At 49.5% G+C, this 20200-nt stretch carries 13 protein-coding genes and 1 pseudogene; 10 read left to right on the top strand and 4 right to left on the bottom strand.

Features of this window, described 5'->3' with window-relative positions:
* Nucleotides 1-386: 386 nt before the first annotated feature.
* The 10 genes and pseudogenes from N5910_RS04700 to N5910_RS04655 all read left to right on the top strand — a co-directional run bounded on the left by N5910_RS04700 (nt 387) and on the right by N5910_RS04655 (nt 17096).
* Nucleotides 387-3599: a helicase-related protein gene (locus N5910_RS04700; RefSeq protein WP_115892290.1), complete on the top strand. Its 3213-nt coding sequence runs from the start codon at nt 387-389 to the stop codon at nt 3597-3599.
* Nucleotides 3596-6226: a DUF1156 domain-containing protein gene (locus N5910_RS04695; RefSeq protein WP_261599344.1), complete on the top strand. Its 2631-nt coding sequence runs from the start codon at nt 3596-3598 to the stop codon at nt 6224-6226. The genes N5910_RS04700 and N5910_RS04695 overlap by 4 nt, the downstream gene beginning before the upstream one ends.
* Nucleotides 6227-6257: 31 nt before the next feature.
* A complete protein-coding gene (locus N5910_RS04690; RefSeq protein ID WP_261599343.1) occupies nt 6258-8825 on the top strand; it encodes an ATP-binding protein in 2568 nt (855 codons plus the stop codon).
* A 36-nt stretch (nt 8826-8861) separates the two neighbouring features.
* Nucleotides 8862-9122, top strand: a pseudogene (locus tag N5910_RS09460) (hypothetical protein); the annotation flags it as partial.
* A gap of 72 nt (nt 9123-9194) precedes the next feature.
* On the top strand, nt 9195-9518 hold the full coding sequence (locus tag N5910_RS04680) for a YbjQ family protein (RefSeq protein WP_238338015.1): 324 nt from the start codon (nt 9195-9197) through the stop codon (nt 9516-9518).
* 68 nt (nt 9519-9586) lie between these two features.
* The gene (locus N5910_RS04675; RefSeq protein WP_261599342.1) at nt 9587-10645 is read left to right on the top strand and encodes a DNA double-strand break repair nuclease NurA; all 1059 of its coding nucleotides are present in this window, start codon (nt 9587-9589) and stop codon (nt 10643-10645) included.
* Nucleotides 10645-12165, top strand: a complete 1521-nt coding sequence (locus N5910_RS04670) for an ATP-binding protein (RefSeq protein WP_074358945.1) — start codon at nt 10645-10647, stop codon at nt 12163-12165. Before N5910_RS04675 ends, N5910_RS04670 begins: the two co-directional genes overlap by 1 nt.
* Nucleotides 12166-12328: 163 nt before the next feature.
* The gene (locus N5910_RS04665) at nt 12329-13591 is read left to right on the top strand and encodes a DNA repair exonuclease (protein WP_074358944.1); all 1263 of its coding nucleotides are present in this window, start codon (nt 12329-12331) and stop codon (nt 13589-13591) included.
* A 50-nt stretch (nt 13592-13641) separates the two neighbouring features.
* Complete coding sequence (locus N5910_RS04660; protein ID WP_238338001.1) at nt 13642-16107, top strand: AAA family ATPase; 2466 nt, start codon at nt 13642-13644, stop codon at nt 16105-16107.
* A 470-nt stretch (nt 16108-16577) separates the two neighbouring features.
* Nucleotides 16578-17096, top strand: a complete 519-nt coding sequence (locus N5910_RS04655; RefSeq protein WP_238338000.1) for a hypothetical protein — start codon at nt 16578-16580, stop codon at nt 17094-17096.
* 136 nt (nt 17097-17232) lie between these two features.
* Here N5910_RS04655 and N5910_RS04650 read toward each other — a convergent pair whose 3' ends face one another.
* The 4 genes from N5910_RS04650 to N5910_RS04635 are packed head-to-tail and all read right to left on the bottom strand — an operon-like array spanning nt 17233 to nt 20147.
* Nucleotides 17233-17574, bottom strand: coding sequence for a hypothetical protein (locus tag N5910_RS04650; RefSeq protein ID WP_238338014.1), 342 nt, complete (start codon nt 17572-17574; stop codon nt 17233-17235).
* Between the two features lie 40 nt (nt 17575-17614).
* Nucleotides 17615-17902, bottom strand: coding sequence for a hypothetical protein (locus tag N5910_RS04645; RefSeq protein ID WP_238338013.1), 288 nt, complete (start codon nt 17900-17902; stop codon nt 17615-17617).
* Nucleotides 17903-17928: 26 nt separating this feature from the next.
* Nucleotides 17929-18480, bottom strand: a complete 552-nt coding sequence (locus tag N5910_RS04640) for a thiamine pyrophosphate-dependent enzyme (RefSeq protein WP_261599341.1) — start codon at nt 18478-18480, stop codon at nt 17929-17931.
* Nucleotides 18477-20147: a 2-oxoacid:acceptor oxidoreductase subunit alpha gene (locus tag N5910_RS04635; RefSeq protein WP_191216585.1), complete on the bottom strand. Its 1671-nt coding sequence runs from the start codon at nt 20145-20147 to the stop codon at nt 18477-18479. The genes N5910_RS04640 and N5910_RS04635 overlap by 4 nt, the downstream gene beginning before the upstream one ends.
* Nucleotides 20148-20200: the final 53 nt, after the last annotated feature.

Raw genomic sequence — 20200 nt, 5'->3', positions numbered from 1 at the left:
ACCATCCATCATTCCACGGGTCGGGTTGTTTTTATATAATTATGTCTCAGTTATTATTTCAGAAACCTATAACATTCACGGTCTGTTTTCACATTTCTTTTAAATGAAGATTCCACAGGGTATGTTAATTATTGTGAGTAAGGCAGTTCATCACTAACATAAGGACGTGGCGCCCCAGTGATAGCATTCATACAGTGCCCTGTAATAGGTTGCATCACCTGACTGAGGATATGCAGCTTAACACAATCCCTGAAGTGAATGGAGGGGCTTGGATCCATCAGATTATCCATGAATGTGAAGATAAAAGTCAACCTTTAAATAGTGCCCCTATCAATCTATGAAATGGGGATATATTCACATGGAAACTCTGGACAGTGGTGAGTTCTTTGATAAGGAATGGAACAGTGATTGAGGGTCCTTTATGGCCAGAACCGGTGGAGATAAAGAGTGTTTCAAGGATAGGTGAAAACTTACGTATCATAGGCGCCCTTATAAACTCAAACGAGCACATAGACCAGATACTCACCCCTGATGAATGCAGGAGGATCAGGGGCGGTGAGGTGAAACTTGATTTTTCAGCCTCCGGGGAGGAGTTCTTCCTTGCCCTTGAATCATACCGTTACAGGAACGCGTCGATCTTCGATCCATTCCTTGCAATGAACAGTTCCAGAATAGACCCCCTACCCTTTCAGCTTGACGCTGTTTATCTTCACGCCCTCAAAATGCCAAGGCTCCGCTACATGATTGCAGACGACCCGGGGGCCGGTAAAACCATAATGGCAGGCATCATAATAAGGGAACTTAAACTCAGGGGCGTTGCGACAAGGATCCTGATAGTCTCACCGGGCCATCTGAGGGAACAGTGGAGGAGGGAGATGGCTGAAAAGTTTGATGAGAGATTCATCATGGCTGACAGGGGATTCTTCAATTCCCGGCGTGGGGAAAACCCATGGCTCACCGGCAACCAGTTCATAACATCAATGGACTTCGCAAAGCAGGACGACATCCTCAGGTCACTGGGAGCCGTGCGATGGGATCTCGTGATAGTAGACGAGGCCCACAAACTATCAGCCACATTCTCTGGGAAGATTAAGAAGAGGACAGAGAGGTACAGGCTGGGTGAGGTCCTATCAGGGACATCGGATAATATGCTCTTCCTCACAGCAACACCCCACAGCGGGAACCCTGAAAGCTTCAGACTCCTCCTGGATCTACTTGAACCTGGCTTCTTTGCAAACAAGGGACTCATAGAGGAGGCCAGGAGAAAGGATGAAAATCCCCTCTTCATAAGGAGGACCAAGGAGGAGCTCAGGGACTTCCAGGGCAACCCCATCTTCAGGAAGAGGTTCACCTACACCCACAGCTTCAGACTCTCTGAAAAGGAGATTGAACTCTACAATCGACTATCAGAGTACATAAGAAAGGAGTACAGAAGGGCGGAAGGTAGTGATGGCAGGATATACATATTCGCACTCATGCTCCTCCAGAGGAGGATGGCATCAAGCATCTACGCCCTCAGGGAGAGTCTGATAAGGAGGAGGATTCGGTGCCAGGAGATGATCAGGTCCCATGACCTGGAAGAACCAGGGATAAACATCAGTGGAATCGAGGATGAGGATGAGGCGACACGGTGGAGGGAGGAGGAGAAACTTGAAGGGACTATAATTGTAAAGAGCAGGTATCAGCTTGACGAGGAGGTTCAGACACTCACAGAACTCATCAAAATGGCAGATGACATCTTGGCGGCATCCGAGGACACAAAGCTGGGTGAACTAAGAAAGATACTTGATGAGGTGGGTGATGAGAAGCTCCTCATATTCACAGAATTCAAGGACACCCTCGACTACCTTGTGGATAAACTTGAGGAATGGGGCTACACCGTGAGCACCATACACGGCCAGATGAACATGGAGGAACGTATAGCAGCCGAAAAGGAGTTCAGGGAGAGCACCCAGATCATGGTTGCAACCGAGGCAGCCGGTGAGGGTATAAACCTCCAGTTCTGCCACCTCATGGTGAACTATGACATACCATGGAACCCAAACCGCCTCGAGCAGCGGATGGGACGTATACACAGGTACAAGCAGAGTAAGGACGTCTACGTCTATAACCTTGCAGCTGAAAACACGAGGGAGGGTCTGGTGGTCACAAGGCTCCTTGAAAAACTTGAAAGGATAAGGAAGGACCTCGGCTCAGACAGGGTATACGACGTTGTGGGTGAAATATACCATGAAAAGGACATCCAGGAAATAATAAGGGAAGCCATCTCAGCAGGTATAAGCCCTGATGAAATCGACAGGAGACTGGAGCCACCATGGGATATACTGGATGATGTTCTAAAGGAACAGCTCGCAACACCCGTTAATTATGCAGAGATAGACAGGATAAGTCAGAGGATCAGGGAACGCAAACTTGCACCAGAGTACATAGAGGAGTTCTTCAGGAAGGCAGCCCAGCACTACCGCTGGGAACTTAGGGAGAGGTCCACCGGAACCTATGGTATGAGAACGCCACCGGAACTTCTAAGGGTATGGACAGACAAATACAAAAACAGGTACGGTGACCTGCAGAGGAACTACCCTGTCTTCAGCTTTGAGAAGACAGAGGATGATGATGTAGACTTCGTATCCTTCGGCCACCCACTCTTCGAGGCAACCCTCCTCTACATAGGCCAGGAACTTGCATCGGACATATACCGTGGCGCCGTCTTCAGGGACCCCACAGGCAGATATGATGGTGTGATATGGTTCTTTGAGGGTGCCGTCAGGGATGGTTCCGGTAAGATAGCGGGCAGGAAGATATTCGGCGTCCTCAACAACGGCCGGGAGATGAGTATAGTTGACCCATCAGTCCTCTGGAACCTCATACCAGATTCAGGACCATCTGAAGCTGAATATGACAGTGAAGGGGTCATGGAATTCGCAATAGAGGAGATGAAGAGATTCAGACATGAACTCCTCAGGGAAGCAGAAAAGAGGGCGGAGATAAAGAGAAACTATGGTGTAAGGTCACTTGACTATAGTATAAATGAATCAAACAGCAAGCTAATTGATTATGAGAGGCGTCTTGGACTCGGAGAGGACCTTAAACTAGCAATCAGAAATGAGAAGGAAAGACTCAGCGAGTACAAGGAACGCCGGGATAGTCTCATTGATGAGATAGAGAGGGAGAAGACCCTCAGCATAAACATGCCCAAACAGATAGGAGCAATCATTGTCAGGGGGGAGATGGCAGAGGACCCTGCCATTGAGAGGATAGGGATGGATATGGCCATGAAGTATGAGCTTGAACATGGAAGAATCCCTGAGGATGTCTCAGGGGAAAACCTGGGTTTTGATGTCCGCTCATCAGGTCCCGATGGGACAAGGTACATTGAGGTCAAGGCAAGGAGTGGTGAGGGTAACGTTGAACTCACACAGAATGAATGGCTGAAGGCCAGACGATTCAGGGAGTCCTACTGGCTCTATATCGTGAGCAGCGCAGCTACAAGCCCCAGACTGCACATCATAAGGGACCCCCACAGTAAACTTAAACCCATAATAAGGGAAGAGGTAAGGTATGTGATACCGGCCAGTCAATGGAAGGAGGCAAGTCAATGAAAAAAGCGCTAATAGAGAAGACATTCCCCCTGAGGGATGTGAGTGAAGAATCAGCTAGGGAGAAGAATATAAAAAGCGGTCACATCTCAACACTCCACATCTGGTGGGCAAGAAAGCCCCTTGCAAGCAGCAGGGCCACAATATACGCGAGCCTCGTGGGGGCTGGAGATGAACTGGAGGAGATCAAGAGGCGGGAATTTATAAAGAAGCTCTGTAAATGGGAGAACACCAATGACCTGAACACCATAAGCCGCGCCCGGAAGGACATACTCCATGAGCACGGCCACCCCCCCAGGGTCCTTGACCCATTTGGTGGAGGCGGCAGCATACCCCTTGAGGCCCTCCGCCTTGGATGCGAGACACACAGCATGGACTACAACCCAGTGGCTGTCCTGATACAGAAGTGCACACTTGAGTATCCCCAGAAGTATGCTGGATCAGGCACCGGCTGGTCTGAGGGTGAGAACAGACTCGTAAGGGATGTGAAGAGGTGGGGTGAATGGGTCTTCAGGGAGGCTGCCGGGGAACTCAGAAGGTTCTATCCAGCTGATGATGATGGGTCGGTTCCTGTCGCCTACATATGGGCAAGGACACTACCCTGCCAGAACCCATCATGTGCTGCTGAAATACCATTAATGGGACGTTTCTGGCTTTCAAGGACGAATAAAAATAAAATAGCCCTGAAAACAGTGATTGAAGGAGATAGGATTGACTTTGAGATGGTGGAGGACCCTGATTTCGACCCTGGAAAGGGGACCATATCCAGGGCCATCGTAACCTGCCCAGTATGTGGTTCAACAATAAAGGCAGATGACACCAGGAGACTCTTCCAGGAGGGTAAATCCGGTGAGAGGCTCATAGCAGTGGTAACAAGCCACCCGGATAGGAGGGGTAAGGAGTACAGACTCCCCACAGAGGATGACATGAAGATATTCCTGGAAGCAGAAAAACACCTTGAGAAGAAAAGGGAGAAACTGATGGATGAGTGGCTAATAGACCCCATACCAGATGAACCCATACCTCCTGAGAATAGAAGAAGTGTCAACGTTCCGGGGTATGGCATGTTAAAATGGGGCGATCTTTTCAACCCACGACAGAAACTCAGCCTCATCACATTTATAGAAATGATACGAAACGCATATGAAGAGATGATCAGGGAAGGATACGATGAAGAATATGCAAAGATCATCACAACATATCTTGCAATGATACTTGGCAAATTAGCGGACTGGAACTCTGCTTTGTGTTATTGGAGACCTGATCAAGAAGGGAATGCGCATGTATTTGGGAGACCCGCTGTACTAATGGTATTTGATTATGGTGAAAGGAACCCCTTAATGGGGAAGTTGATGAGGCCAGAGACGATCAGTAAAGTTCTTGATAATCTCTCTATGATCCCTGAAGTTAAAGGCCACACCCCTAATGTAGTTAAGGCCTCCGCCACTTCAATCCCATATCCAGATAATTATTTTGATGGTATTTTCACGGATCCACCATACTATGATAATGTACCCTATTCATACCTCTCAGATTACTTTTACGTATGGCTCAAAAGGGCCCTGGGTGACCTTTACCCTGAACTCTTCCTCACATCCCTCACCCCCAAGGCTGATGAAATGGTTGCCTACACCCATGAAAAGTCCAAGGCAGAGGCCAACCAGCAATTTGAGGACATGATCCGGAAGTCCTTCCAGGAGATACACAGGGTCCTCAAACCAGGAGGCATAGCCAACATCGTCTATGCCCATAAGACCGCCGCCGGCTGGGAGACAGTAATAAACGCCCTCCTTGAATCAGGCCTCACAGTAACAGCCTCATGGCCCATAAACACAGAAATGAGGGCACGTTTGAGGGCCCAGAAGTCAGCCGCCCTCAGATCATCAATCTACATAGTGGCCCGTAAACCCGATGAGGAGAAGGGGACCGGCTTCTATGAGGAGGTGAAGGCTGAACTCAAGGAAAAACTCCATGAAAAACTTGAATCCCTCTGGATGGAGGGGGTTTCAGGCCCTGACTTCTTCATATCAGCTATAGGAGGGGGTCTTGAGGTTATAGGCGGCTATGACAGTATATTAACCTACAGTGGTGAGAAGGTCACGGCCTCCCGTTTACTTGAGGACATAAGGAGTCTTGCAGCAGATTTCGCCATAAAGCAGATCCTTGAGAATGGATTCGCCGATGAACTTTCACCCTTAACCAGATTCTACCTCTTCTATAGGTGGAACTTCGGGAACAACAAGGCGGACTTCGATGATGCAAGACTACTTGCAAGCAGCCTTGGAATAGACCTCCAGAATGAGAAGGATGGGTTCATAAGGATAAGCGGTAGCAAGGTCACAGTCCTTGGACCTGATGAAAGAAAACCTGATAAGATAAAACCCAAGGACCTTATAGACGTACTGCACCTTGCCTGTATCCACTGGAGCAGGGGTGAAACCGGGAGGATGGAATCAGTACTCACAGAATCAGGTTACGGGTCCATGGACAGCTTCTACAGGGTCGCCCAGGCCCTTATAGAATCACTGCCCGACTGCAGTGAAAAGAAATGGCTTGAAGGACTCACATTAAATCGTGAGGAACTCATGAGAAAAACAGCAGAGACAGAGAGGCAGCAGAAACTCCCATAAAAGATTCTTAAAATCTAAAGGAGATGATAAGATGAAGCCCTTTGTTAGTGTGGCTGAACCGCATGATGATGTACTTGGAAAGGAACTAACCCTGGATACCTTCGCAGCAAACCTCTGGAGCGTCCACAGGGGAGAGGCACCCGAGGAGTACCAGAACCCCGATGTCTTCTGGGAGAAGACCTACACTACCAGGGGCCTCAAGAACATAATGGAAACCGTGAAAAGGAGGCTTGAAGGAGGGCCCGGGGACCCTGTAATACAGTTACAGACACCCTTCGGTGGGGGTAAGACCCACACCCTCATATCCCTCTACCACATGGCATCAGAGATGGATGCCAGGGTTGTTGTTATAGCTGGCGACGCCCTTGACGCCGCCGAGACAACACTGTGGGCAGAACTCGAGAGGCAGCTGAGGGGGGAGAACAGGGAATTCACAAACGAGACGTCCCCAGGCACAGAAAAGCTTAAGAGACTCCTCCAGGAGACGAGTCCCGTCCTGATACTCATGGATGAGGTCCTTGTTTATGGACAGAAGGCTGCAGGTGTCATTGTTGGTGACTCCACCCTTTCAGAGCAGATAGGACCCTTCATTCAGGAGCTCACAGAGGTGGTTTCATCCCTCAGGGAGGTTTCACTGGTTGTAACCCTCCCATCAAGCCACCTTGAACACTATGGTGAGGCCGCAGAGAGGCTCTACCAGCAGATCGCAAAGGTCCTGGGCAGGACCCATAAGATAATCGCGCCGGTTGAGAACGATGAGATCTATGACGTCATAAACAGGAGACTCTTCAAGAGGATACATGAGGATGAGAAGAAGTCTATAGTCCATGAAATAGTTGACATTGCCTATGATAACGGGTTGCTCCCGGAGTCCATGGAGAAGTCAGAGTACAGGGAGTTATTCCTCAAGAGCTACCCCTTCCAGCCTGAGGTCATAGACGTCCTCTATGAGAGGTGGGGGTCCTTCCCAAAGTTCCAGAGGACCAGGGGTGTTCTCAGGTTACTGGCACTTGTTGTAAGGTCACTCTGCGACTCAACGAGGCCCTTCATAAGACTTGCAGACTTCGACCTCTCACTGGGGGATATAAAGAGGGAGTTCATAGAATTCACAGGCAACGAGTTTGACAGTATAATAGCATCTGACATCACATCACCCGATTCAGGTGCAGTCGCGACGGATGATAAACTGCAGAGCTACAGGCCCTACAGGCTCGGCACATCGATAGCCACAACGATATTCCTCTACTCCTTCGCCGGTGGAAGTGAAAGGGTTGGTGCGGGTATCAGGGAGATTAAACTCTCATGCATAGACCCGAATCTTCCGGTGAGCATAGTAACCGAGGCGCTGGAGATGATGAGGAAGAGGCTCTTCTACCTCCATGAGAGGGACGGCCTCTACTACTTCAGCAGCAAACCCAACCTTGAAAGACTCATAGTGACACGGAAGGAGAACGTATCAGAGGATGATATCAGGGAAATGGAGGAGGACTTCATCAAGAAGATAGTGGGTAAGAAGAAGTTAGAGGTGCACATCTGGCCAGGGAAATCATCGGACATCCCTGACACCATGAAACTCAAACTGGTGGTCCTCAGGGATGACTCAGAGGTTGATGAATTCATAAGCAATAAGGGTAAACATCCAAGGGTCTACAGGAACTCCCTGATCTTCCTCCTACCAGCCCCCGACGAAAGACCCGCATTCAATGAATTTGTAAGGACACAGGCAGCACTCAAAAGCATATACAATGACAGGACCCTCCAGATGGATGAGAATGAAAGGAAAGGAATAAAACACAGGATCCGTGAAAATGAGAAGGATTCAAATACGCGTACAAGGAACCTCTACCGTCATGTTATCATACCTGCAAAGGAGGGAACAGAGAGGTTAGACCTTGGAAGGCCAGCCTATGGTGTGGACACACCTGTGGAGTACGAGATAGAATCCCTCCTGAAACAGGAGGATAAACTTGTAGATAAGCTCAACCATGACGTGCTGGCAGCAAGATACCTTAAGGGTGATTACGCTGAGACAGCAAGGATACTGGAATCATTCTACAGCGTACCTGGGGAGATAAGGATAACCGGCGAGGATGTCCTCAAGAAGGCCATAAAGCTTGGTGTTAAGAGAGGATCCTTTGGTCTGGGGGTTCTGGTTGATGATAAACCAGAATGCACCTTTATTGAGGAGGACTGCAGCCCATCGCTTTCAGATGGAGAAATAATAATAAAGCCCCACCTCTGCGTGAAGGAACCCATGGAAGAAGAGAAACCAGCAGGGGAAGAGGCACCCCCCGCACCCATGAAGAGTGCCGAAATCGTCGAGAAACCTGAGGAACCAGAGAAGATGGAGTTTAAACAGGAACCCGACAAAACAAAAGCTATAAGATCCATCAGCCTGGAATTCAGAATCCCCGACCAGGAAATGATACAGATAACGAAGATCAAGAAAGTACTCATGAAGTACTTCAATGATGTTCAAGTGGAACTCGATGTCACCATACGCTCAGCTGATGGTGAGATGCCTGAATCAGAATACAGAAACATCAAGGACTTCTTCAATGAACAGGGTATAAGGGTGCGAGAGGATAGGAGGGCATGATGAACATTCCCTTATTCTGAATTTTCAGCTGAATAGATGGTGCTGCTGAATCAGGAATACCCCCACATTAATTCAGATTTATTGATGTGGGGTGAGGAGAAAAAAAGCCGAGACCAGGAAGTCATTCAAACTATTTATTGGTTAATGTATAAAGATAGAACCGGTGTTTATATGGTTACAAGTGAAGAGATGAAGAGGAGACTCGCCGAGAAGAAGGGCGGGACTGTTAGGAGAGAGACCGCGCCTGCATCAGAGAAGTTCTGCCCAAACTGTGGCAGGGAGTATGATTCAAGGTCAAACTTCTGTGATGAGTGCGGTACAAGGCTTGAGGAGAGGACCGCAACCCCTGCGGTCCATGAACACGGGGACATAATATATGTAACAAGCAACTACGTCCCGGGCTACAGGGCTGTTGAGGTCCTTGGATTCGTCTATGGCCTTACAGTGAGGAGCAGGGGTCTTGGAGGTCAGATAGGGGCCGGTTTAAGGTCAATTGTGGGTGGTGAGATCAAGGAGTACGTTCAGATGATGGAACACTCCCGTCAGGAGGCCCTTGACCGTATGATGGACCATGCAAGGGAACTGGGCGCCAATGCAGTTATAAGCGTGCGCTTTGACTCTGACTCAATCTCCGATATCATGCAGGAGATCCTTGCATACGGCACCGCGGTTATCATCGAACCCGAAGAATAAAATCACAAATTATTTATACTACATCTTTTTTTATTCTACTTTAAAGGTTTACAGTGGAGGATTTTTCATTGAATGTCCTGGAAGAAATTGCAGATTCCCTGAAGGGCACCGTCAGATGTGAAATCGGAAGGCCGGTATTCAGGTCCAGCAGATACGAGGTCCATGAGTTCAGAAGGGAAAACTTCAGACCCCTCAGGGTGCCGGATGACACTCCACTCCTTGCATTCATTGATGGTGGAAACAGCCCGGTAATCACCGGACCATCATTCTCGGTGCAGCTTAACAGGGTCGCCGCGGGCATCTTCAGGGGAGAAAGGCGTGAGAACATGGAAATCCCATCAAGGCTCGAGTTCCTCTCACTCATGAGGCTTGATGCAGAGAACTCCAGGTACACCTTCAATTTACACCCCCTCGACCCATCATACAGGGAAATTCTCCCTGACGAGGACCGGTTACAGATAGAGATCCCCATGGTGGAGGGGATGGACCCCTCAAACATCCAGGGACTCCCAAGGCGTTTCGCTGAATGGACCATGGCCCTGGAACTCATGGGGGAACTCGGTGAGGGGGACATACTCGTAACCGATGGTTCGCTCCAGGCATCCTTTGAGAATGAGAACCCCTACATACATGAGCTCATGGAGGAGGGTAAGAGGAGGGGTGTATACGTTGCAGGCTTCTCAAAGACATGCAGCCTCTACACCACCACCTCAGCATCACTCCTCGGAACAGTGAGGAAACTTGCAGAGAGATACGGTGCCGGTGAAAGATGGTGCTACAGTCCGGTTGCCGTGAGGATGGACCGCCCAACAGTCATAACAGTGGTGAAACTCAACCCGGCCGGCAGGATATTCCGCCTCGACATACTTGGAGAGGACACGGATGAATCACCCATCAGGGTGGCATCAGGACTCCTCAGGAACTCTGCAGACGCATGCTTCCCGGGCTACCCCTACGGCCTGGTGGACGTGGATATGAGGGCGCGCGTCTCCCGTGATGAGATAGAGATCTACAGGAGAAGGATCCTGGCTGAGATTCCAGAAAGAGAAATCCTTAAAGACGTAGTGTATGAGGCCAAGAGCCTTGATTTCCATGATGAACTCAACAGGTATGCAGGTGAATACTGATGGAAGCTGCAGGGCAGATAATCGGTGGTGAAACAGCCACAATACTGATAAGGGAGAAGACAGGCTCCCGGATTGAGATCGGCGACCTCCTTGTTGCGGAGGATGATGGCAGGATAATACTCCAGGTTAAGGAGCTCAAGTACAGGTCACAGATACCCATGGGGATGCATGAACTGGCATCGGGCCTTGAACTTGAAGGACAGGGGGGTGAGGTGGAGTTCCTTGAACCTGAACTCAGAAACTACATCATCGCCGAGGCCCGCCCCATACTCCATGTAAAGGATGAGGGGCCAGTACTCCCCAAGCTACTACCCGGCTTCTTCAGGTCGGTCCGCAGGATACATGAGGGGGACCTTGAATTCCTTGAAAGACCTCAAAGGCCCATCTACCTCGGTAACGTGAGGAGCGGGTCCAAGGTCCTTGAAACACCAGTACACCTTGATGCGGAGAGCGCAATAACCCACCACATCCTCATCCCAGCAACAACAGGGAGGGGTAAGAGTAACCTTGTGAAGGTCATGCTCTGGAGCCTCGTGGAGATGGACAGTGTGGGCATGCTCGTCTTGGACCCCCACGACGAGTACTACGGGAGGAACGATGAGGGACTCGGCAGCCACCCGGCAGCCGGTGAAAGGATAGAGTACTACTCCCCTGACGCCCCGGTGGGCGGCAACACCCTCATAATAAACCTGAAATCCCTGAGGCCGGAACACTTCGACGGGATCATAGATTTCTCAGGCCCCCAGGAAGAGGCCATAAGGGCGGCACGTAACAGATTCGGTGATGAATGGATAGCGGGAATCGTCAAGTCAGATGAGATAATGAACGTCCACCATTCAACCCTCCGTGTTCTCAAGAGGAAGTTCGATAACATACTGGGTGTCTACATGGAGGACGGCGAACTCAAATCCCGGGGAGGTGTCTTCAGGGAATCAGGGGGTGAATCCACAATAAGGGATATCATAGGCCACCTTGAGGATGGTAAAACGGTCATCATTGACACATCCCGACTCATGGGTGAAGCAGAGATCCTCGTTGGAAGTATCATAGCAGGGGCCATCTTCAGGAGGTACCAGAGATACAAGGCCGAGAACAGGCTCAGACGCAAACCGGTCATAGGGATAATTATAGAGGAGGCTCCCCGCGTCCTTGGAAAGGAGGTCATCGAGAACCAGGGACACAACATCTACAGCACCATAGCCAGGGAGGGCCGTAAATTCAACATCGGACTTGTGGCCATCACACAGCTCGTGAGCCTCATCCCCAGGACCATACTGGCTAACATGAACACCAAGATAATCCTGGGGAATGAGATGGCCCAGGAGAGGGCTGAGATAATTGCAAGCGCCTCCCAGGACCTCTCAGATGATAACAGGACCATAGCAAGCCTTGATAAGGGTGAAGCCATAGTGAGCAGCATATTCACAAAGTTCGCTGTTCCGGTCAAGATCCCCCTCTTTGAGGAGTTCATAGAATCAGAGAAGAAGGATGATGATGCACCACCACTTGAATTTGTATAGGTGCAGCAGGGGATAGGAGTTCAATGATGTTCCTTTTTTGATCTTAAAATGGGTGTGGGATTTGAACTGGGAATTTGATGATTCCCTCCCTGAATACTGGAGGACCATTAATGGATTTTAATAGAAATCATGTTTCAACCGAACCTGTAAAGGAGGCTGACTGATGTACAGATTCGCCCATCTCTCTGACTGCCACCTTGGAGCACAGAAACAGGCGATGCTCCAGGAACTGGAAGGCAAGGCCTTCAGGATGGCAATAGATGATGCGCTAGACAATGATATTGACTTCATGATAATAGCAGGCGACCTCTTCCACTCAAACCTGCCCAACATGAAGACGGTGAAGATGGCCACCAGGGAGCTCAGGAGGGTCAGGGATGAGGGCATCCCGGTATACGTCAACTATGGGAGCCACGACTACAGCCCATCCCACACATCAATGATAGACATCCTTGAAAGTGCAGGTTTAATAGAGAATGTTGTCAGGCCGGTCCCGGGAAGGAAACTTGGACTTGAATTCACCGAGGATGAGGCCACGGGTGCAAGGATCACAGGACTCTCAGGGAGGTCGAGGAACCTTGAGAAGGACTACTACATGATGCTTGACCGTGAAGCACTTGAGGTAGAGGAGGGCTTCAAGATATTCGTCTTCCACAGCGCCATAACCCAGTTCAAAACCGAGGAAATTGCGGATGCGGAGTCCATAGACCTCAACCTCTTCCCCAGGGGCTTCGACTACTATGCCGGTGGACACGTGCACAAAAGAAGCACCCACAATGAGGACGGCTACGGGTGCATGGTATTCCCTGGGGCCCTCTTCGGATCCTATGCAAGGGACCTTGAAGACACTGCCCGGGGTGAGATGAGAGGATACTACCTTGTTGATTTCAATGAAACCCTAAGGGGCCTTGAATTCAGGGAGATAATGCCTGCAGGATTCGAGTACATCGAGGTTGATGTTGATGGAATAACAGCCCGTGAGGCCATGAGGAAGATAGAGTCATGTATAGCCGAACATGACGTGAGGGGAAGGGTGGTCATGCTCAGGATCCGGGGAGGTCTCAGCTCAGGGAAGACATCAGAGATAGACTCGGGGGTTATAAGGAGGATCCTCAGGGATAGGGGAGCCCTCACGGTTAACATAAACAGACACGGGATAAGACCCCCTGAGATAGAGAAGGTAAGGGTCTCTGAGACTGAAATACCAAGGATAGAGGAGAAGATACTCAGGGAAAAACTTGCAGGCCTCGGGGTGAAGAACATGAAACTTAAATCAGCATCAGGCCTTAAAATGGCATCAGAGGTCCTTAAAAGGATCCGGAATGAGAAGAGGGAGGGTGAAACCAGGGAGGACTATGAGCAGAGGATAATTGAAGATGCCCTTGAGGTCCTTGGACTGGAGATCGAAGGGGGTGACGGGGCCTGATAATCGAGTCACTTGAACTCCGCAACATAAGGAGTTACACATCAGAGTCAGTGGACTTCAGGGAGGGTGTGACGCTCTTTGAGGGGGACATAGGATCAGGGAAATCCACCATACTCCTTGCAATAGAATTCGCATTATTCGGCCTCGGGGACCAGAAGGGCGCAAGCCTACTGAGGACTGATGCAAATTCAGGGTCGGTCAAACTCAGATTCAGGGTGGATGATAAGGTCTACACAGCCTACAGGGAACTTAAAAGGACCTCAAACACCATACAGCAGCAGAACATCTACCTTGAGACCTCCAGAGGGAGGAGGAAATTATCTGCGAATGAGATGAAGGAGGCCGTTCTTGAGATCCTGAGGTATAATGAACCATCAAACCCCCGTGCAAAGAGCCACATCTACCGCTACGCGGTCTTCACACCCCAGGAGGAAATGAAGACCATAATAGAGATGAACCCCAAACACCGGCTTGAAAGGCTCCGGAAGGCCTTCGGTATTGAAGAGTACAGTGTGGCAGTGGAAAACGCCAGGTTAATCCAAAGGAGGATAGAAAGACTCTCTGAGAGACTCAGGGACAGGTCGTCAGGCCTTGAAGATGACAGGGAAAAACTGAAGAGGCTCAGGGAAGAAAAGGACAGCCTCCTTAAGGAGAAGGCGGGAATTGAATCCAGAAGAGAGGCCCTTGAATCTGAACTTGAGGGTCTTGAAGGGGAATTTGAAGCTCTTAACGATAAGAAAAAGCGGATTGAGGATGCAATGGCCAGACTGGCTTTCCTTGAAACGGAGATAAAGGCTATAAACAGGACAGTGGACTCCCTGAGGAAAAGGAATAAAAACCTGGAGAAGGAGTACAACAGGACCCTCGAGGAGATTGAGAACTGCGGAAAGAAAAGGGATAAGCTATCAGAGGAACTTAAAAGGTTCAAAGATGAGATAGATGCCCTCCAGAATGATATGGAGACTCTCACTGATGATTATGAAAGGTTTAAGAGGGCGGGCCTTGAACTCAGGCACCTTGAGGCCACGCTGAATGAGAAGACAGGGGACTGCAGGAGGCTTAATTCTGAGATCAGGGAACTTGAACTAAAAATAGGAGAACTTAATTCTGAGATCAGGGAACTTGAATCATTAATGGAGAGGCCATCAGTCACAGAGGAAGAGGTCAATGAGAAAATCAGGGAACTCAACGCTGAACTGCGTGAAAGGGAGAATGAAAGGGCAAGACTTGAGGGAAAACTTGAGGACTACGCTAACATAAGGAGCAGCAGCATATGCCCCACCTGTGACAGGAAGGTTGACCCGGCGGAAGTGGAAGAGAAGATAGCCTCAGCAGGTGAGAGGATCAAAGAAATTAATGGGGAGATTGAGGAACTTGAGGCTGAAAAAGGGGATCAGGAAGAACTACTCGATGATATAAGAAGGTTCAGGGTTATTGAGGACCGACTCAGGGACCGGATGAGAACTCTGAAGGAAGAAGAGGAGAAACTCAGAAAAAAGAAGGACGATCTTAAGGAACTCAAAGTCAGAATAAAGGATATAGAAAATCAGATAAATGAGAACAGGAAAACTGTGGAGGAACTCGGGGATACAGCATCCAGGATGAATGAACTTAAAGAGAAACTTGATGCTGCACGGGAAAGGGAGAAGGAGATTTCAGGCAGGATCTCAGGTATTGATGGGAAGATCTCAGAGATGCAGGGGAGGATCAGGGAACTGAACCCTGAAACCAGCAGGGAGTACAGGAAAAACCTTGAAGAGATTGAACTGAAGAAAAGGGAGATTGAAGAGAAGAAACGTGAAATCAAAGGGCTTCAGGAGATCATATCATCCCATGATGAAGTTGAATCCGCCATAGAGCGGCTTGAATCTGAGATAAAGGAAAAAAAGAAGTCACATAATAGTGTAATTTCCCGCCTCGGGGAGATCAAAGGTTCAATCAGGGAAAAGGAAAACCGTATAGATGACCTCAGATCGGTGGTGGAGACCAAGGGGGGCTACCTGAAGAGGGCTGATGAACTGGATGATTACGTGAAGTGGCTTGCCGAGTACTTCATACCAGCCCTTGATGATATTGAAAGGCATGTCCTTGCATGGATCAACCAGGAATTTGACAGCCACTTCAGGAAGTGGTTCGGGATGCTGGTTGATGACCCTGACAAGTCGGTGAGGATCGATGAGGACTTCACCCCGATGGTTGAACAGGACGGCTATGAACAGGACCTCAGGTACCTCAGTGGTGGTGAGAGGACAAGCGTCGCCCTCGCCTACCGCCTTGCACTGAACAAGGTCGTTCAGGGCCTTTCAACAACACTGAAGTCCGATATACTGATACTTGACGAGCCAACAGATGGATTCAGCAAGGAACAGCTCTACAAGCTCAAGGACATCTTTGATGAGCTTGATTCACCCCAGATAATCATAGTATCCCATGAGGAGGAGCTTGAAAACCTTGCTGACCATATATACCTGGTGAACAAGGAATCAGGTGTTTCAAGGATAGAGGAGGTCCTCTAGGATTTTCCACCCATCCCGGGGTTTCCCCACTACCCTTTAAGGTCTTAACATCATTTCAATGCGGATTCACACTCCATTATCCTTTTAAAAATCTTTAAGCAATTAGCATGTCCCCTTATAGCTTTTAATTCCTTTAATTTCTTTTCGGGTCCAGATAAGGCACGTGGTCACCGTTCTATATACTGTTTCACATTCTGGCTGCTTCTGCATCTTCTTTATATAATGCCTCTGCAGATAAAAAGGGATTCGGATGACGGTCCTTTATTCAAACAGAGCCATGGAGATCCTCAATCACTGCATGAATGTTAAATGAGCATTCTGAGGGATTTTTTCGATTAAAGGAGCTCTCAGAGCTTTTATTTTATAGAAATATTTATATACTATGATGATGTAACAGTTGACTCAGTGTCCTTAGCGACCTTAGGGTTAATATTGGACATGGAGGCGATAGAATTACGCGATTCAAGACAGTGTCAGTGCTCTTTGCACTGATGTTTGCAGTGGGTTCAGTGCCCATTGCCGATGCAACAAATATCGAAACCGAAAACGCAAAAATTGTTAATGAAAAAGGAAACTTGAAGGTCGAACCTGTTAAGGTTGAGGCCGCCTACAAGAAAACGAAGTACAAGAAGTACAAGAAGACCTACCGGAAAAAGGTCAGGGCAAGCTACCGTACCAGTGTAAGGAAAAGGTACTCAAGTAAGTACTATAAGAAGAAGAGGGTGCGGGCTGCCTACAGCACCAGCACATACCACTATTCCAGTATAGGAGATTGCTGGGCTATGAGCGAATATCTGTATAAGAAACTCACAGCATCCGGTGAGAAGGTCCGTATAATACAGTACGCCACGAGCATGTCACCAAGGCACCGTACTGTACAGGTGTACAGGAACGGTGGATGGGTGGACTACAGCTACAGTGGCTACAACAAGATATACTGGCCGACAAGGAGCAAACCCGGCATGTTTGTGGTTAAATCATCGGCTTAATTATAAGCCACCCCCCTTCTATTTTTTTAAATTCTTATGTCCAGCAAGCACTTCTGACGTATTCTGCTGCATCTGTAACCGAAACTTCTCTTCTGATTGTATTGAGTCTTCTACCGCCTCTGCAGTACGGTGGGGATTAGGAAGTTCTTTTCTGATCTATTGAATCCTCTATTGCATCTGCAATACAGTAGGGGTTCCAGCCAACGATCTCGTCACTCCTATCCTCAAGTTCAGGGGGGACGTTTTCAAGGCCATAGGGCCTTACGGTTATCACGGGCCTTGAGGACCTCACCGCATCATCAAGGACGGCCCTGATTTCATCCGGGCGGTCCCTCCAGAGGCCGGCAAGTATGATGACCACGTCTGCATCCCCTGGCCCTGTCTTCTCCCATTCAATTCCTGACCGGTTAAGCTTCTCAAGGAAGACTTCATAGTCCTCTATCTCACCCTCGGTTATGTAGATCCTGATCTTCTCCATCACATCTTCTCCTCAAAGACACCATCAATTAAATTACAGGTTAAAGCTTTCTCTTTGATTCTACAAGGGCCTTCAGTTTATCTGGGTCATGGCGCCTCTTCCAGAGGGGTTCAGAATCATCCCGATATACACTCAGGTTCTCCTCAAAGCTTTGACCACCCTCAGAATGGTATATGATCCCCAGGGGGAACTTCCCTGAATCATAACCCTCAAGGGACTTCTCAAGGGCGAGCATCCGGTCCGAAGCATCATGGTCAGTGTAGTAGGTGTGCTCACGGAACCACTGGAAGGTGTTGACCTTGTTGAAGGTTACGCATGGCTGGAAGATGTCAACCAGTGAATAGCCATGATGCCCTATGGCCTCAACAAGGATGTCCCTGGTCTTCTCAACATCACCGGCAAAGGCCCTGGCAACAAAGGTGGCCCCCAGGGAAATGGCAACTGCCAGGGGATTGAATGGTTTCTCAAAAACCCCATGGACCTGTACAGGAGTTTTAAGGCCCGCTGACTTGTTGGCGATGCCTGGCCCTTCGTGAGGCCGTAGACCATGTTATCATGGACTATGTTGGTGATGTCAGGGTTTCTCCGGATGTTGTGTATGAAGTGGTTACCGCCCTCACCGTACATGCACCCATCCCCGCTGACATCGATGACCGTGAGTTCAGGGTTAACGGCCTTTATGGCCACCGCTGCAGGGAGGGAACAGCCATGGAGACCGTTGAAGTAGTTGCACCTTAAATACTGGGGCAGCTTCCCTGCCTGACCTATACCTGAGACAAGGACCAGCCCCTCGGGTGGAATATCAAGCTCTGCAAGGGCCATCTTCAGGATCCTCAGGATCGGGAAGTTACCGCATCCAGGGCACCATGCCACGTCGGCTTCAACATCATAGTCCTCGGGTTTCATTCTCCCACCTCATCCAGGAGGCCCTTTATCTCTTCGACACTGAAGGGCATCCCGTTATACTTGTTGAATCTTTCATGGACCTCAAATCCGAGTTCAAGTTTAAGGAGGTCAGCGAACTGTCCTCTGTAGTTGTTCTCAACCACAACGGTCCTGTCAAAGGACTCAAGGAGTTCAAGGACGTCACCGGGGATGGGATAGACCTGGCTGAAGTGCACCATGCTGACCTCTGCATCCGATTCCTCAATGGCCTCCCGCACCGGCCAGTAATTTGAACCCCAGCATATCACTGCAGAGGAGTCGTCACCGTAGACCTCCGGCGGCAGCGCCTCCTCCCTGAGCATGTCAAGGCGCATGTTCCTCTTCTCAACCATCCTCCTCCTCACATCAAGGTCCTCTGTTATGAAGCCATCCTCATCATGTTCATCAGAGTCCACACGGACAAGACCTTCACCATAACCCGGCACACCCCTCGGGGAGATTCCGCTATCTGTGAATTCAAACCTTCTGTAGTCAGGCCCTGTTTCGGTGATATGCTCCTCTATTTCAGCATCAACATCAATTTCAGGGATGTTGTAGTAGAGGTCTGCAAAGTACTGATCAGAAAGGATGAAGACAGGGATCTGGTACCTGTCTGCAAGGTTAAAGGCATGAGCAGCTATCCCTGGCGCGTCTTCAAGTCTTCCAGGTGCGAATATTGCCCTTGGAAATTCCCCCGGCCCGGAATAGAGTGCAAGGTTAAGATCCTCCTGGGCTGTCCTTGTAGGTAGCCCCACGGCGGGTCCCGGGCGCTGACCGATATAGATAACAAGGGGTGTCTCCATCATCCCTGCCAGTCCAACAGCCTCCTCCATGAGGGCGAATCCACTGCCTGACGTTGCAACAAGGGACCTTGCACCGGCATAGGATGCGCCGAGGCACATGTTTATGGCTGCAATCTCATCCTCCGCCTGCTCAAAGACCATGTTGAATTCATCAGCATTCTCTGATATGAAGACCTGGAGGGGTGTTGAGGGTGTCATGGGATAGGATGACATGAACCGGCATCCCCCTGCAATGCACCCCATACCCGTAGCCTCGGTGCCGTTAAGGAGCAGGTGGTCCCTGACAGCAGGGTCGGGTTCAACCATGACATGGAGGTGGTTCCTGAGTTTCTCTCCAATTTCATAGCCGATTCTACCCGCCTCAAGGTCTTTCCTGAGGATTTCAGGACCCTTACGTTCAAAGAGTGACCTCACAGCATCATCAAAGACCTCCTGCTTCACCTGGAATAGGCTTGCAGCGGCTCCTGCAGCTATCACGTTGGCAAATATGGGTCCGCCGAGTTCCTCCGCCCTTGAGATTATGGGGAGGGCCACTGCCCCTTCAATCCCGTACCCATCATCTGTAACTATCAGGGTGTCCCCTATACGGTCCCCGAGGTGCTCCACAGCACCCCTGCTCAGTGCAAAAAGCACATCGATCCTTTCTGTGTAGGCCCTCACGGGCCTGGATGAGACCCTTATGAGGGTTGAGTTCTCACCTCCCCTGACACGTGACATGTACTCCTTTGAGGAGAATATATGGTAACCCGTGGCCTTGAAGGCCCTTATCAGGAGAGCCTCGACCGTCTGGATGCCCTGCCCTGCCTCACCACCAAGGACAAGGGCAGCATCACCTTCTATCTTCATCATAAACACCCCTTTGCATTTCAGATGGAGTTTTTCCCGCATCCCCACAGAAC

The organism is Methanothermobacter wolfeii (assembly GCF_025397995.1).
Classification (GTDB): Archaea; Methanobacteriota; Methanobacteria; order Methanobacteriales; family Methanothermobacteraceae; genus Methanothermobacter; species Methanothermobacter wolfei.
This window is presented reverse-complemented; position numbering and strand designations above follow the sequence as displayed.